The 15,519-nt window shown below is 68.8% G+C and carries 11 protein-coding genes; 6 read left to right on the forward strand and 5 right to left on the reverse strand.

Annotation, left to right across the window (positions count from 1 at the left end; translation table 11 throughout):
• Positions 1-170: 170 nt before the first annotated feature.
• Positions 171-1,391 (reverse strand): ROK family transcriptional regulator, encoded by a 1,221-nt coding sequence (locus E0H73_RS42395; protein WP_131366427.1) that lies wholly within the window; start codon positions 1,389-1,391, stop codon positions 171-173.
• A gap of 96 nt (positions 1,392-1,487) precedes the next feature.
• On the opposite strand from E0H73_RS42395, the gene E0H73_RS42400 reads away from it, so the two are divergent.
• Positions 1,488-2,462: a zinc-binding dehydrogenase gene (locus E0H73_RS42400; protein WP_131366429.1), complete on the forward strand. Its 975-nt coding sequence runs from the start codon at positions 1,488-1,490 to the stop codon at positions 2,460-2,462.
• 3 nt (positions 2,463-2,465) lie between these two features.
• On the opposite strand, the gene E0H73_RS42405 is transcribed toward E0H73_RS42400, so the two are convergent.
• Together E0H73_RS42405 and E0H73_RS42410 are read right to left on the reverse strand one after the other, a co-directional pair.
• Positions 2,466-3,569, reverse strand: coding sequence for a Gfo/Idh/MocA family protein (locus tag E0H73_RS42405; RefSeq protein ID WP_131366431.1), 1,104 nt, complete (start codon positions 3,567-3,569; stop codon positions 2,466-2,468).
• 17 nt (positions 3,570-3,586) lie between these two features.
• On the reverse strand, positions 3,587-6,049 hold the full coding sequence (locus E0H73_RS42410) for a beta-galactosidase (RefSeq protein ID WP_131366433.1): 2,463 nt from the start codon (positions 6,047-6,049) through the stop codon (positions 3,587-3,589).
• A 130-nt stretch (positions 6,050-6,179) separates the two neighbouring features.
• Here E0H73_RS42410 and E0H73_RS42415 point away from each other — a divergent pair, with 130 nt between their 5' ends.
• The 5 genes from E0H73_RS42415 (at position 6,180) to E0H73_RS42435 (ending at position 12,700) form a co-directional block, all read left to right on the forward strand.
• Positions 6,180-7,175, forward strand: coding sequence for a LacI family DNA-binding transcriptional regulator (locus E0H73_RS42415; RefSeq protein WP_131366435.1), 996 nt, complete (start codon positions 6,180-6,182; stop codon positions 7,173-7,175).
• A gap of 95 nt (positions 7,176-7,270) precedes the next feature.
• Positions 7,271-8,941: an ABC transporter substrate-binding protein gene (locus E0H73_RS42420; protein WP_131366437.1), complete on the forward strand. Its 1,671-nt coding sequence runs from the start codon at positions 7,271-7,273 to the stop codon at positions 8,939-8,941.
• Positions 8,942-8,947: 6 nt separating this feature from the next.
• Complete coding sequence (locus tag E0H73_RS42425; protein ID WP_131366439.1) at positions 8,948-9,943, forward strand: ABC transporter permease; 996 nt, start codon at positions 8,948-8,950, stop codon at positions 9,941-9,943.
• Positions 9,940-10,848, forward strand: coding sequence for an ABC transporter permease (locus E0H73_RS42430; RefSeq protein ID WP_131366441.1), 909 nt, complete (start codon positions 9,940-9,942; stop codon positions 10,846-10,848). Before E0H73_RS42425 ends, E0H73_RS42430 begins: the two co-directional genes overlap by 4 nt.
• A 1-nt stretch (position 10,849) precedes the next feature.
• Positions 10,850-12,700, forward strand: coding sequence for an ABC transporter ATP-binding protein (locus E0H73_RS42435; RefSeq protein WP_131366443.1), 1,851 nt, complete (start codon positions 10,850-10,852; stop codon positions 12,698-12,700).
• Between the two features lie 21 nt (positions 12,701-12,721).
• On the opposite strand, the gene E0H73_RS42440 is transcribed toward E0H73_RS42435, so the two are convergent.
• Together E0H73_RS42440 and E0H73_RS42445 are read right to left on the reverse strand one after the other, a co-directional pair.
• The gene (locus tag E0H73_RS42440; protein WP_131366445.1) at positions 12,722-14,533 is read right to left on the reverse strand and encodes a GH39 family glycosyl hydrolase; all 1,812 of its coding nucleotides are present in this window, start codon (positions 14,531-14,533) and stop codon (positions 12,722-12,724) included.
• Between the two features lie 77 nt (positions 14,534-14,610).
• Positions 14,611-15,405: a helix-turn-helix transcriptional regulator gene (locus tag E0H73_RS42445; RefSeq protein WP_131366447.1), complete on the reverse strand. Its 795-nt coding sequence runs from the start codon at positions 15,403-15,405 to the stop codon at positions 14,611-14,613.
• Positions 15,406-15,519 lie beyond the last annotated feature (114 nt).

Genomic DNA, 15,519 nt, shown 5'->3' on the forward strand with positions numbered 1-15,519 from the left:
CTCAATCACCTGACGCTCCCGCACGTCCAACCGCCTACCCGGCATCACTACCTCCAGTCACCACACAAAGATCATGTGCAACAACCGGTTGAGGCCAAGGGGGTGTTGGTGGTTGGGCGGTGCCCAAAGTCGCGCAGGGTGCAGATGGAGGGAGGTTGGTGGGGCGGAGGTCAGCGACCGGACTTCTGGTGCGGGGTCAGTTGGCTGTGGAGGACGAGGGAGGCGGCGCCTAGGGCGGCGGCGCTCGGGCCGAGTTTGGACTGCTCGACGCGGGTGGGGTGCATCGCGCGGACGAACGACAGGCGGTTGATCTCCGTCGTCGCGATCCGGACGTAGATGTCACCCGCCTCGCTGAAGCCCGGGCCGGCCAGGATGATCTGGTCGAGGTCGAGCAGGTTGGTGATCGACAGCAGCGCCTTGGCCAGGTACGTCGCCGACTCCTCGATCAGCTCGGTGCAGCGCGGGTCGCCACCGGCGGCGAGTCGCGCGATCTTGGCGAAGTCCGAGCGAACCGACGTCCGGCGGCCCCGGAGCCCGAGCGCGGTCGCCAGCGACGCATCCTGCTCGGCACGCTTCACCACCGCGGCCGGCGCGGCCAGGCTCTCCAGGCAGCCGATGCCGCCGCACCAGCACTCCGGCCCGTTCACGTCCAGGACCATGTGGCCGATCTCGCCGACGTTCGAGGACGAGCCGCGGTACACGTCGCCGTTGGTGACCAGGCCGAGGCCGAAGCCGGCCGCCATGTAGACGGTGGCGAAGTCGTTCGCGGACGGGATCCGGCCGGCCCAGAACTCGCCGATGGCGGCACAGGTCGAGTCGTTCTCCACCACGATCGGGTGGTCGATCGTCTCCATCAGCGTGTCACGGACGGCGAACGGCTCCCAGGCGTACTTCTCCGGGTCGGTGCGCAGCAGTCGCAGGCCTCCCCCGCCCTGCCGGCCGGCCAGCGCGACCCCGACGCCGATCAGCGAGGACGGCTCGACGTCCGCCTTGACGATCAGGTCCTCGAGCTCGGCGGTGATCCGCTTGACCGCGGTCGCGGGCGCGTCGCGGCCGATGCCCCGCGACGACACCTGCTCGATCACCCGCCCACTCATGTCGGTGATGACGTACGTCGTACTGGGCGTGTCGATCGAGATGCCGACGGCGTGCCGGGCGCGGGGGTTGAACTGCAGCAGGGTGGCGCGTTTGCCGCCGGTCGGGTCGCCCAGGCCGGTCTCGATGATCAGGCCGTCGGCGAGCAACTGCTTGACCACCCGGGAGATCGACGCACCGGTCAGGCCGGACCGTTCGGCCAGGTCGACGCGGGTGACAGTGCCACTGGAGCGGATCAGGTCCAGGATCGCGCTGTGCGTCTCCTGCGCGGTCGCGCCCTTCAGAATCTTCGCCACGTGACACCCCTCCCTTACCGCGCACTTTAATACACAACGTAAGAAAGTGGGACAGGTTGACCTCAACACTCGTTGAGGTTCTAGGTTCTGGTAGTTGTGAAGACGATTACGCTGCACGAGTTCGGTCCGCCGGAGAACCTGCGCTACGAGGAGGCGCCGAACCCCGCTCCAGACCCCGGGACGGTCCTGATCCGGGTGGAAGCCGCCGGTGTCCACCTGGTCGACACGATGCTCCGATCCGGCGCGGCCGGTGGTGGCCCGATCCCAGTGCCCGAGCTACCCACGATCCCCGGTCGCGAGGTCGCCGGCCGGGTCGAGGCGGTCGGGTCCGAGGCCGACGCAGGCTGGATCGGCAAGCGGGTTGTCGTGCACCTCGGCATGGTCCCCGGCGGGTACGCCGAACTCGCGGTGGCCAAGGTCGAATCGCTGTTCGAGCTCCCCGACCACGTGGACGGCGTACCGGCGGTCGCCGCGATCGGGACCGGGCGGACGACGGCCGGGATCCTCGCCCAGGCGCAGCTGACCGCGGACGACGTCGTACTGGTCACGGCTGCGGCTGGTGGGATCGGGAGCTATCTGGTCCAGGCAGCACGCAATGTCGGGGCGACCGTGATCGGGCTGGCCGGTGGGTCGGCGAAAGTGCGGCTGGTCCGGGATCTCGGAGCGCAGTACGCGGTCGACTACCGCGATCCGGACTGGGTGAGTGCGCTCCAGGCGGATCTCGGCGACCGAGCAGTGACGGTGTTGCTCGACGGAGTCGGTGGTGAGAGCGGTCAGCGAGCCTTCGAGTTGCTCGGGATCGGCGGGCGGGTGCTGATGTTCGGGTGGTCCGGAGGCGGGCCGATCCAGGTCACCACCCAGGACCTGATGAATCGCGGGCTGACCGCGACGTGGGCGATCGGGCCGAAGCTGGCACCCCGGCTCCGGGAGCTCGAGAAGGCGGCGTTGGAGGAGACCTTCTCCGGACGCTGGGAAGCGCTCACGACGACGTTCCCACTGTCCGAGGCTGCCGCGGCACACCGCGCTCTCGAGTCCCGGTCGACCACCGGCAAGGTCGTGCTGATCCCCTGAACCTCAGCTGGTGCGGGGGTCGTGGTTGGCGTGGGCGTCGCCGGCGGGTCGACTGGGAGTGTCGTAGTCGAGGTCTGGGAAGGGGCTCATCACGTCGATCACCCTGCCCTCCTCGGCGGAGCGCTTGGCGGCGAGCATCACTTCGAGGGCGTGGAAGGCGTGCTCGGGCCGGGTGACGGTCGGCGTACCGTTCTCGACGCTCTCGACGAGATGCCGCAGGCCGTCGGTCCAGGGCCAGTTCGGGTCGCGTTCGCCGAACACCTCCCAGGATCCACGGTCGTTCGACCACTGCTCGAACCCGTTCGGTGCCCAGTCGTCGCCGAGCATCTGCAGTACGCCGGTGCCGCCGTACAGCTCGATCGCCGGCGACCGGTACTGCTGCATGGTGAACCCGGTCGTGATCGTGGCGAAGCGGGCGTTGCCGAAGTCGAGCGTGATCTGCGCGTTGTCGTCGGCGCGGACCGTCACGAGCTCGCCGTTGATCTCGCGCTTCGGTATGGCGGTGCCGACCATGGCCGTGACTCGCCGGACCGGGCCGAAGAACCCGCACAGACTCGTCAGGTTGTACACGCCGAGGTCGAACAGCGCGCCTCCGCCGGCCTCGTAGAACCAGCGGCCCCACCACGGGCCTGACCAGCCGTACCGCGCCCGAGCCAGATGAAGATCGCCGATCTCGCCCTCGCGGACCCGTCGGTGCATCTCCCGGTACGTCGGCGACAGCACGATGTGCGGAGCACACACGAGCTGCCCCGGCGCGACGGCGGCGGCCTCGAGCAGCGCCTGAGCGTCCTCAAGGGACGTGGACATCGGCTTCTCGACGAGCACGTGCTTGCCGGCCTCCAGGGCCGCACGCGCTAACGAGCCGTGCTGCTTCATGCTGGTGAGGACCAGCACGATGTCGAGGTCGTCGCGACCGATCAGGTCCTCGGGCCGGCCTGCCGACGTATCGATCCCGAACCGGTCCGCGGCCACGGACCGCTTGTCCGGATCGGGGTCGTAGCCCGCGGTCAGCCGAACGCGTCCTTCCTGTTCGAGCTTGGTGATCAAGGAGGCGTACGGGCCGGAGAACACACTTCCGAGTCCGAGCACACCAAGGGACAAAGTCATCGTAGGCGGTTCCCTTCCTAGGAGAGGCGCACTGTCAGGCGATCGCCGGCCTGGCCGGCGGGCCAGCTGACGAGCCAGCCCTCTGCGGTCCGGCTCACGGCGGCATCGCCGTCGACGAAGACATTCCGAGTGGTGTCGATCAGCGCGCGGCCCGGGCCGGCCGGACGCCGCAGCAACAAGGTCGACCCGTCGCCCGGCCCGTCGAGCTCGGCAGTGGACCAGCGCAGTACTGCGTCGTCGAGCCGTACGCCGACCGGCAGGATCAAACCCTCACGAGCGCCGAGGTGGAGGTCGAGCGAAACCCCGTCCACGATCAGCGTGAACGTCTGAGGCACCGGCGCGACGTTGATCAGATGCACCAGTCGCTGACCGGTGGCATCGGCCGTGCTGGTCGTCACCAGCCCCGGAGTGTTGCCCTCGGCAATGATCCGGCGGCGAACGCCGATCCGCTCCCACAGCAGCCGCCAGAAGTCGAGGTGAGCCGGATAGTCGCAGGCCATCACCACGACCCGTCCGCCGGCGAGCGCGACAGCAACCGGCGCACCGGTCGCGACATCGACAGCCAGTGGCTTCGCGTCCGGCGCGACCAGGTGCTCCATCATCCCGACCCGGACCTCCGGCTGGTCGCCGGCCCAGGCGGTCGCACGCACTGACGGGAAGAGATGCGGGGTGCCTTGGATGGTCTCGTCGACCTTCACACCGAGTTCGTCGGCGAGCACCGTGCACGGCGTGCCGTCGTCGTCGATGACCGGGATCCGGCCGTGCAGCAGCAGCCTGCCGCCGGCCCGGACGTGTGCGGCGAGACGCTCCTGGATCGCGCGACTCAGGACCGGCGGCGTGGCCAGCGCGACCACCGGGCCGGCCGGGTCGAGGTCGGCGCCGGCCGAGGTCGGCGTACCGGACAGGTCGACGGCACCGAAGGAGTAGCCGCCGAGCAGCAGGGCCCGGGCGAGGATGTCGCGCGGCCCCATCCCGCGGTAGCGCTCCAGCTCGCCGACCTGGTCACGGCGTACGGCGGAGTCGGGGTGGTGGTACTCGGTCAGGTAGTGGTCCGGGACGTAGCCGAGGACGACGTCGTCGTACTCCTCGTCCATGTCGGCCAGCAAGTGTTCGGCACCATGGACGGCCCGCACCGCGCTCGCCGTACCTGAGTAGGTCTGGCTCAGCCGGCCTTCGGGGTCGACCGGCGCCGCGAAGCCGTGCCGTTCGCCGGTGAACGCGATCCGGTCGTTGCCGTCGCCAACCGGTTTGTCCAGTGGTGGGTTGTGCCCGCCGGCGAACAGGTAGTAGTTGATCAATCGGTTGCCCTGGGCAACACACAGCCGGGTCTTCAGCTCGGCCGTCTCCGGAGTGGTCAGCGAGCTCAGGTCCTCGCCGTAGTCGCCCGTCCCGGCCTCGAATTCGAGCGACGTGATCGGCTGGTCGGCGTCGTGGACCGCGGCCATGAAGGCATTCATCACATACAGGTCGGGCACCTTCTCGACGGTCAGTTCGCCCATGTAGTGATCGGAACCCGAGGTCGTCTGCGGCACTCCGGCGTACGACTTGGAGAGCTGGCTGATGCCGATCGGGAAGTGCCGGCCGCGTCCGGCGTACGTGCCGTGGAGGTTGATCATGAACGGTACGCCGTCGACGCCGTGCTGCAGAGCGACGTCGCGCAGCCGCAGCAGATACCGCGCATAGCGGTCGCGGTGATGTGCACCCAGGTCGTGGTGCAGTGCGAGTTGCTGGATCTCCGTGCCGCCGTCGGTGCCGCCGGCGCGCCACCACGATGCCCAACGCTCGGTGTCGCGCGGGTCTGCGCCGTACCGATCGATGCTGCCCTCGCGGCCCCAGGTTTGTTCGGCCCGGGCGGCGAGGTCGGCCAGCGTACGGTCGGTCAGCTCCGGCGTGTTGGTGACCCACGACAGCATGCCGACCTCGTTGTCCAACTGGACCGCGGCGACCGGTCCGCCCTTGCTGACAAGGCGTTCCGCCAGCACCGGCATGATCGCGGCGTACCACCGCTCGGCCTCGGCGAGGTATCCCGGCTCGAGGTAGTCCAGGGTCGCCGTAGTCGCCGGCTTGCCGTCCCATCCCAGCGGTACGGCGTCCGGGTGGTCGCGGTAGATCCGGAACGGCACGCCTTCGTTCTTCAACTCCGCCATCACGAACGGACCAGGTCGGGCGATCACCAGCAGGTCCCGCTCGGCGGCCAGGTCGAGGAACCCGATCAGGTCGCGGTACTCACTGGTGGCGCCGGCGAGGTCGACCGCGCCGGACGCGGTCTGATGCACGATCCACGGCATGTAGCTCGCCACTGCGTTGCAGCCGGCAGCCACGAGTTTGTCGAGCCGGTCGGCCCAGTCCTCACGGTGCAGCCGGAAGTAGTGCACCTCGCCGGCCATCAGGATCCGCGGTACGCCGTCCACCAGGATGCGGCGCCGTTCCAGCCGTATCGATCGGGGCGGTATCGACAGGGGTTGGGCAGATGTCGTCACAGTCACGTCCTCGCCGGGTCTCGATCGCTCCGGGTCGCCGCGCCGAGCTGTTGCCACTGGCCGCGGTCGTGGTTATGGTCGTGAAACCGGTCTCATGAAACCGGTTTCAACCGTAACGGGAGTTCAGCCGATGGGCAACAGCCGTGTCACGCTCCGCCGGGTCGCCGAGATCGCGGGCGTCTCCCCCGCGACCGTCTCGCGCGTCTCGAGGGGCACGACCCCGGTCTCCCCCGAGGTCCGCGACCGCGTCCTGCGGGTGATCGAGGAGCACGGGTACAAGCCGAGCCACTTCGGGCGCGCGCTGGCCGAGCGCCGGCACGGCGCGTTGGGGCTGGTGTTCCCGGGCCTGTCCGGACCGTACTTCTCCGAGCTCATCCAAGGCTTCGAGGCCGAGGCGCTGGAGACCGGCGACAGCGTGCTGGTGCTGGCGTCGCATTCGCGCGCCGACACCGACGCCACCGTGCTCGACCTGGCCGACCGCGTGGACGGGATGGCGATCCACGGCGGCACGGTGTCGACCGACACGATCGCCAAAGTGGCCGCGCAGATCCGCGTGGTGGTGATGGCCAGCGAGGCCGGTCCGGCGCAGGCTTCGGTCAGTGTCGCCAATGACGCGATGAAGGAACTCACGCGGCACCTGCTGGTCGACCACGGCTATCGCCGGCTGGCCTTCGTCGGGATGCCGGACGGCTCCCCCGACGTGACTGCCCGCTGGCAGGCGTTCCTCGCGGCACACAAGTCGGCCCGCCGCAAACCGCCCGCCGAGCCGATCCGGGTCGGGCTGCAACAGTCCGACGGCGCGATCGCCGCGGAGCAGTTGCTCGATCGCGACGACCGGCCCGACGCGGTCGTCTGCGCCAACGACGAGACGGCGCTTGGTCTCCTGCTGAGCGCGCTCGGCAGAGGGCTGCGGGTGCCGCAGGACGTCGCGATCACCGGCTTCGACGACATGCCGATGGCTGCCCTGGTGCGGCCCGCGCTGACGACGATCCGGCAGCCGATCCGTGAACTGGCCGCGACCACGGCGCGGCTGCTGGCCGACCCGCTCGACCAGCCGGCCGGCGACATCGTGCTACCGACCGAGCTGGTGCTGCGCAGCTCGTGCGGCTGCGGGGGTGTGCCCTGATCCTGCCGAGCTGAGGGGATCGAAGGTACGGGGATCGATGGGGGGAAACCGCCAACGTCCGGCTGGGGCCGGACACACCCTGAGGAGGACTCCCGATGACGAGACGAGCACGGCTCAAGACCCTCATCGCCGCAGTGGCAAGCGTCAGCCTGCTACTCGCCGGCTGTACCGGTACGGAGGGCCAGACGACGGCCAGTTCCGGCGACGGGATGGTCGACTTCCTCAACTACGGCGACTTCGGTGGCGGCGCCGCGCCGAAGCCGAACTACAACCCGTATCTCGAGACCACCAAGCTCAGCGCGGCGGACTACATCTACGAACCGCTGATGTACGTCGAGGGCTACAGCTGCAAGGCACTCCCCTGGCTGGCCACGTCGTACCAGTGGACCGACCCGCAGACGCTGGTCTACACGGTCCGCGACGGCGTGAAGTGGAACGACGGCAAGCCGTTCAGCGCGGCCGACGTCGCCTTCACCTTCAACATGATCAAGAAGTACGCCGCCCTCGACCTCAGGGGTGTGTGGACGTACCTGTCGGCGGTGAAGGCCGACGGCAACAAGGTGACGATGTCGTTCAAGAAGCCGGCCGCCTCCGTATTCACCCTGGTGAGTGACGTACGGATCGTGCCGGAGCACGTGTGGTCGAAGGTCGCGGACCCGACGACGTTCACCAACGCGACCGCCCCGGTCGGCACCGGCCCGATGAAGGTGAAGTCGTTCAACCCGCGCCAGCTCGTCGTCGAGCGGAACCCGGACTACTGGCAGGCCGACAAGATCAAGGTCAAGGAACTGCGGTTCAACAAGGCCGACGCCGGTGGCCAGGTCGAGCAGCTCAAGCTCAGCCGCGGCGAGTACGACACCAACGCGATGTTCGTCCAGGACATCAAGAAGGCGTACGTCGACCGCGACCCGAAGAACCACCACTACTGGTACGCGCCTGGTGGCGTGATCAGCGTGTACATGAACCTGACCGAGGCGCCGTTCAACGATGTGGCGTTCCGCAAGTCGCTGACCACGGCGTTCAACCACCAGCAGGTCATCGACCGGGCCCAGCTCGGCTACGTGACCCAGGCCAGCCAGAGCGGCCTCGTCGTACCCGGTCAGAAGGACTGGCTGCCGCAGGGCCTGGCCGACGACGGCCGGATCAAGTACGACCCGGCAGCCGCCGACAAGGCCCTCACCGACGCCGGCTACGTGAAGGATTCCAAGGGCCACCGGCTCGGCAAGGACGGCAAGCCGATCTCGTTCAGCTTCAAGGTGCCCGGCTCGTACGTCGACTGGGTCGCGGCCGCCGACATCCTGATCAAGAACCTGACCGCACTCGGCTTCAACGTCACCAAGGACACCCCGACGCCGGAGGCGCACGACCAGGAACGGGCCACCGGCAACTACGACATGATGTTCGGCGTCCACGGCGGCGGCTGCAACATGTACGCCAACTTCAGCGACCCGCTGAACAGTGCCCGCACCGCGCCGATCGGCAAGAAGGCGGACAGCAACGAGATCCGCTGGCAGGACCCGAAGACCGACGAGCTGCTCAGCCGGCTGGAGACCTCGCCGGACGAGGGCACCCAGAAGCAGGCCGTCGCCGGACTGGTCGACATCATGATGAACCAGGTCCCGATGATCCCGATCTGGTACGGCGCGAAGTGGTTCCAGTACGACACCAAGAAGGCCGAGGGCTGGCCGAACGAGCAGGACCCGTACGCCGACGGCGGCAACGGTCTGGTCGTCCTGACCCACCTCGTCCCGTCGTCCGGGAGCTGACCGCCGATGCTCTACTTCGTCCGCAGGGCCGGGTTCTTCCTGGCCACTCTGTGGGCGGCGGTGACGCTGAACTTCCTGATCCCCCGGCTCCAGCCGGGGGATCCGGCCCAGGCGTTGCTGAACCGCCTGCAGGGTGAGACCACGGCGGTCAACCCTGCCCAGCTCGAGGCCATCCGCAAACTGCTCGGGACTCCCGACGGCAACCTGCTGTCGCAGTACTGGGACTACCTGGGCGCGATCTGCACCGGCCACTTCGGGGTGTCGTACTCGTACTTCCCCTACACCGTGACGGCCATGATCAGCAGCGCCCTGCCATGGACGCTGATCCTGGTCGGCGTCACGCAGTTGCTGTCGTTCGCGATCGGCACGTTGCTCGGCGCGTGGGCGGCGTACCGGCGCAACTCGCGGGTCGACTCGGTCATCACACTCGGGTCGACGTTCGTCGGCACGCTGCCGTTCTTCTGGCTCGCGCTGCTGCTGATCTTCGTGTTCGCCATCACGCTGAACTGGTTCCCGGACGGCGGTGGGTACGGCGGCGGCAGCAGTCCGAGCTGGAGCTGGTTGTTCGTCTCCGACGCTTTCCAGCACAGCGTGCTGCCGGCCGTGGCGCTGCTGATCACGGGACCGATCGGCTGGATCATTGGCATGCGCAACAACATGGTCCAGACCCTCGGCGAGGACTACGCGCGGCTGGCCCGGGCGAAGGGGCTGCCGCAGCGGCGGATCGCGCTGACGTACGGCGCCCGGATCGCGATCCTGCCGAACGTCACCGGGTTCGCGATCGCCCTCGGCAGCCTGCTCGGCGGGACCGTGCTGGTCGAGACGATCTTCAACTACCCAGGGCTCGGCCGGCTGCTGCTGGAAGCCGTGTCGAACAAGGACTATCCGCTGATGCAGGCGCTGTTCCTGTTCACCACGATCGGCGTACTGACCGCGAACTTCCTGGCCGACGTGACGTACGGCTTCCTGGATCCGCGGGTACGACGGGCGGAGGCAGTATGACGACGGACACCATCGATACCGAGGCTCTGCGGGTCACCGCGATCGACGCGGGCGGGTCCAGCAGACTGCCTGGCTGGTTCGTCATCCTGTGGCGCAACGGGAAATGCCGGGTGGGCATGCTGATGCTGGCGGCGTTCATCGTGATCGCCGTACTCGCTCCGGTGATCGCGCCGTACGGCCCGCGGCTCGACGAGTTCGGGGCGTCCGAAGGGCCGACCGCCGCGCATTGGCTGGGCACCACAGCACGTGGTGAGGACGTGTTCTCCCAACTCATCTACGGCGCTCGCACCTCGCTCATCGTCGGGCTGGTGGCCGGTGTGCTGAGCACGCTCATCGCGATGGCCGTCGGTCTCACCGCCGGATACCTGCGAGGTGTGGTGGACGAGGTGCTCTCGTTCTTCATCAACCTCGGCTTGGTGGTGCCGGTGCTGCCGCTGATGATCGTGCTGGCCGGGTACGCGCCGGTGAAGGGCCTCGGCCTGATCATCATCGTCATCACCGTGACCGGCTGGGCGTACGGCGCCCGGATCAAACGCGCCCAGATCATCACGTTGCGAACCAGGGACTACATCACCGCGGCGAAGTTCGCCGGCGACAGTACGGCCCGGATCATCGCGTTCGAGATCGTGCCGAACATGATCTCGCTGATCGTGGTCGGCTTCATGGGCGCCGCACTCGGCGCGATCGGCGCGGAGGCCGGCCTGGCCTTCCTCGGTCTCGGCGATCCGCAGACCGTCAGTTGGGGCACCATGCTCAACCAGGCCAGCCTCGGTGGCGCACTGACCACCGGCCAGTGGGCCTGGCTGGTGGCGCCTGGACTCGCGCTCGCGCTGCTGATCACGTCGTTCACGCTGATGAACTTCGGCATCGACGCGCTGAGCAACCCGCACCTGAGGGAGGACTGACATGGCTCTGCTCGAGGTCAGCAACCTGAGCGTCACGTACAGCCCGCGGGACTCCGCCGCCGTCCGGGCGGTGGACCGGGTCAGCTTCGACGTCCACGACGGCGAGTTCGTCGGCCTGCTCGGCGAGTCCGGCTGCGGCAAGTCGACGCTCGGCAACGCCGTACTGCGGCTGCTGGACCGGCCGGCCGCGATCACCGGGGGGACGATCAGGTTCGACGGGCAGGACGTGACCACGACGGCTGAGGACGAACTGCGGTCGCTGCGCTGGGTCGACCTGTCCACGGTCTTCCAGTCGAGCATGAACTCGCTCAACCCGGTGATCACCGTCCGGCGCCAGTTCGCCGACACCTTCGAGGCACACTCCGATGCCCTGGGCAACGACTTGGACGTCGACGCCCGTGCCACCGAGCTGCTCGAGATGGTGTCGCTGGACCGCTCGGTGCTGAGCCGGTTCCCGCACGAGCTGTCCGGCGGCATGAAGCAGCGGGTCGCGCTCGCGCTGGCGCTGGCTCTCGAGCCGCGGTTCGTCCTCCTCGACGAGCCGACCACCGGGCTGGACGTCGTGGTGCAACGCGACATCCTCGACCGGCTGCGCGAACTGCAGGCACGGCTCGGCTTCGCCGTACTGTTCATCAGCCACGACCTCGGCACGGTGATGGAGCTGGCCGACCGGGTGATGGTGATGTACGCCGGAGAGATCGTCGAGGACCAGCCGGCCGCGGAGATGGTGACGCGCCACCTGCACCCGTACAGCGCCGGCCTGCTCGGTTCGTACGCCGACCCGCGGGACCAGGTCGTCGAGGTCGAGTTCATCCCGGGCCGGCCGCCGGACCTGTCGCAGCCGCACGCCGGCTGCCTGTTCCAGCCACGCTGCCCGGTCGCGGTGGACGCCTGCCGGACTGTGCACCCCGAGCTACTGCCCGCGAGTCTCGGACAGGTGCGGTGCCTGCTCGTCGAGCAGTCCGGCGATGCTCGCGTCGTACTGGAGAAGGCGGCGGAGTTGCGCCGCCGCGATCAGGTGTTCGCTGCCGGCTTGTCGGAGCGGATCGACGCGGAGCCGGTGCTCGTCGTGGATGGCGTCAGCAAGGTCTACAAGACCAGGCGCGGGCTGAACACGACTGTCACCCAGGCCGTGGACGACGTGTCGTTCGCGCTACGGCCGGGGCAGGTCACCGCGCTGGTCGGCCAGAGCGGTTCGGGCAAGACGACGATCGCCCGCATCCTCACCGGCGTGGAGCGTCCCACCACTGGGTCGATCCGGTTCAAGGACGAGCCGGTCGACCACCTGGGACGCGGGGCGCTGCGGAAGTACCGGCGGCATGTCCAGCTGGTCTTCCAGGACCCGTTCTCCGCCCTCAACCCGACTCGGACCGTCGCGTATGCGCTCAGCCGGCCGTTGCGCAACTACCTCGGTCTGACCGGCGCTGAGGCCCGTGCGCGGGCAGCCGAGCTGCTCGAGACCGTCGGGTTGAGCCCGGCGGAGCAGTACCTCGACAAGCTGCCGCACCAACTGTCCGGCGGGCAACGTCAGCGCGTGGTTATCGCGCGAGCCCTGGCACCCGAGCCCGAGGTTGTCGTCGCCGACGAGCCGATCTCGATGCTCGACGTGTCCATCCGCGCCGAGATCATCGCGCTGCTCGACCAGCTGGTTCGCGACCGCGGCATCGCCATGCTCTACATCACCCACGACCTACTCAGTGCCCGGCTGCTCGCCGACGAGGTGATGGTGCTGAACCAGGGCGTGATGGTGGAGCGCGGCCCGACGCTCGCTGTCATCGGAGAGGCCAAGGACCCCTACACCCGCAAGCTGCTGGCCGCCATCCCTCGCCCGGGCGCGCGGGACATCGCCTGACCCACGCGCCCGGGAACGGGATCAGACGGTGATCTGGATCAGGACTGCCGACGGCTGTGGCAGGTCGAGCTCGAGAACTCCGGCGGTGAGCTCGACCGGCTCGGCCACCAGCTCGTCGGCGCGACGAAGTTCGTCCCACTGCTCGTCCGTCGGCCAGTCCTGTACGCCGATCCGGTCGGCAAGTGTCGTGATGTCGCCGTGGTCGGCGTCCAGCCGGGTGACTCGCGCCGTACCGCCGTCCTGCAGGTGCAGTCTGACGGTACGGCGGAGGGCGGAATCGCCGCCCGCCTTGCTCTGGTCCAGCGTGTGGTTCCAGACCAGGATGCTCAGGCTGCCGTCGTCATGCCGTGAGGCCCAGGCCTGCACCAGGCCGTCGGCGCCGTCGCCGGACGCCTCCACCGGCAGCTCAGTGTCGCCGAGCCGCGACAGCAGATGCAGCGCGTGGTAGCGCGACTTGGCGATCCCGCCGACGGTGATCAGCCCGAATCCACCGTGCAGCAACCGCGGCGGCCGGCCGAGCTCTTCGAAATGGTCGCTCGCCACCCAGTAGGACAGCGCATCCAGCCGACCCGACGCCGAACGCATCCCGTGCAGCAAGAAGGTCGCCGACGAGACGCTGTCGTTGACGGGGTTGAAGTGTGTCGGGGTGACACCCCACTCGGTCCACAGGATCCGCGCCGTACTGCCGTAGCGGGCCAGCGTCGGCCGCAGGTCGAGCGGCGAGTTGCCGTAGGTGTGAGTGGTGACGAAGTCGACCGGCGCTCCGGACCGGCTGGTGTGCTCCAGCAGTTCGTCCACCCAGCCGGCGGCCGCCGAGGACGGTCCGCCGACCGCGAGCCGTGGGTCGACCGCCTTCACCGCAGCGGCCGTCACGTCGTACAGGCGCATCCACTCGTCGCGGGTGCTGGACCAGAACACCTCGAGGTTGGCCTCGTTCCACACCTCGAAGTCCCAGTGCAGTACTTCGTCCGCGCCGTACCGGTCGATCAAGTGCCGCACCAGCGTCCCGACCAGGTCCGACCAGCGGTCCCAGTCCTTCGGCGGCGAGATGATGCCGCCGTACTCGAAGACCGTGCGGTCCGGGTCGCCGGCGAGGTCGCGCGGCATGAAGCCGAGCTCGACGCATGGCCGCAGACCGATCGCGAGCAGCTTGTCGTACACCTCGTCGATCCGGCTGAAGTCGTACGCCGGTTCTCCGTCGACCTCCCGGTAGACGCCGAGATCGTCGTGCAGGATCGCGTGCGCTCGCACGGTCGAGACGCCGATCTCGTCGTGGACCCGGCGCAGTGCGGCCTCCAGCTCGGTCCCGATCACCTGGCCGCCGGAGGTGTCGGTGCACAGCAGTTGGCTCAGCCGCTCGCTGCCGATCATCGGCTGCCAGGGCCTCGCGAGCGGCGTACCGTCCGCTGCCATAGTGACGGTCAGGTCGACGACTGGAACGCTTCCGCCTGCGGGCTTGGCGGAAGCGGTGACCGGCTCGCCGACCTCGCCGTGCTCGGTCACGGTCGGCACCGAGGCGACGGCGTAGTCGTAGGCGGTGCCGGGCTCGCCCGTGGTGTCGACGTACCACGTCTCAGGGACCGACAGGACGTCACCGCCGAGGTGGTCGACGGGTGCCAGGTCCGCGTGCGGCGAACCGGCCGGCGCGCGATGCACGAGGTAGCCGATCGCGCCTTCCACCGGCTCCCAGCGCAGTGTCACGTGTCCGAGACCCTCGACGACGGTCAGGCCGGCGGGCGGTGGCAACTGCGGCACGGGAACGGTCTCGCGCTCGTCGGAACGACTCGCGATGTGTTGCTCCCAGTTCTCGCGGACGGTGGTGCCGGTGCTCATCAGTCCTCCAGGGCGTTTGGTCTGAAACCGGTTTCAGACCACCCCATCTCACTCCGAGCGAGGTGTCAAGGCGGATTTCAGGACCGTCGGTATTCGCGCGGCGACACACCGAAGTGGGACCGGAACCGGCGCGACAGGTGGAACTCGTCCGCGAAACCGAGGGTCCGCGCGATCTCCCGGTGGGTCAGGTCGGTCAGCCGCAGCAGCGTGGCCGCGGCCTGCAACCGACGCACACTCCGGTACGCCGCCGGCGTCTGGCCGACCTGTTCGGCGAACCGGCGCCGGAAGGTGTCGTAGCTCAACCCCGACTCGGCGGCCACGGTCGCCAGGTCCGTGCTCGCGGTGAGGTCGTCGGCCAGGCGGCCCATCGCGTCCACGATCTCCATGCTCACGTCCGGACTGTCCGCGGTGTCATCGGTGTCGATCAGCCAGTCGGCCAGCGCCAGCAACTGATGCTCCGCGACCCGGCGCGTCCGCGGTGGCGAGCGTAGTACGGTGCGCAGCGCCTCGATCGACGGCGGCGGCACCGGGTACCGCGGACCGGCCCCGGCCAGGTGGGCCAGCGAATCGAACAGCGGTCCGGTGAAGACGACGAACAGTTCCGTCCATCGCTCCCCCGCATCGGTGCCGTAGGTGTGCGGGAACCTGGGCGGCACGATCGTGTGCGCACCCGGCGTGATCCGCTCGTCCCGCCCGTCCGCGTCGCGATAGTTGCCCTCACCCCCGATCAGCACCGACAGCACGTAGGCGTCCATCACCCGCAGCGTCGACGGCATGATCGGCTCGTCGTCGACCAGTTCGCCCGCGAGCACGATCTGACCGAGCCTGGTCACCGGCCCGTCGGAGATCGCGACGACCGTCCGCTCCGCCATGCCGGCCACCGTACGCCAAAATGTTCATGCCGCGGTCGCGCGGAGACATTCTCTGCCGGTTCCTGCCGCCCTAGCGTTTGAAGGGCAGGAACGATCCGACCGACCGGAGGACCG

It is taken from the genome of Kribbella pittospori (assembly GCF_004331465.1).
Taxonomy (GTDB): domain Bacteria; phylum Actinomycetota; class Actinomycetes; order Propionibacteriales; family Kribbellaceae; genus Kribbella; species Kribbella pittospori.

Bases quoted from the DNA above. Each gene is read 5' to 3' on its own strand.
- E0H73_RS42405 (WP_131366431.1), bottom strand. From the start codon at position 3,569: ATGACTTTGTCCCTTGGTGTGCTCGGACTCGGAAGTGTGTTCTCCGGC.
- E0H73_RS42415 (WP_131366435.1), top strand. From the start codon at position 6,180: ATGGGCAACAGCCGTGTCACGCTCCGCCGGGTCGCCGAGATCGCGGGC.
- E0H73_RS42420 (WP_131366437.1), top strand. From the start codon at position 7,271: ATGACGAGACGAGCACGGCTCAAGACCCTCATCGCCGCAGTGGCAAGC.
- E0H73_RS42425 (WP_131366439.1), top strand. From the start codon at position 8,948: ATGCTCTACTTCGTCCGCAGGGCCGGGTTCTTCCTGGCCACTCTGTGG.
- E0H73_RS42430 (WP_131366441.1), top strand. From the start codon at position 9,940: ATGACGACGGACACCATCGATACCGAGGCTCTGCGGGTCACCGCGATC.
- E0H73_RS42435 (WP_131366443.1), top strand. From the start codon at position 10,850: ATGGCTCTGCTCGAGGTCAGCAACCTGAGCGTCACGTACAGCCCGCGG.
- E0H73_RS42440 (WP_131366445.1), bottom strand. From the start codon at position 14,533: ATGAGCACCGGCACCACCGTCCGCGAGAACTGGGAGCAACACATCGCG.
- E0H73_RS42445 (WP_131366447.1), bottom strand. From the start codon at position 15,405: ATGGCGGAGCGGACGGTCGTCGCGATCTCCGACGGGCCGGTGACCAGG.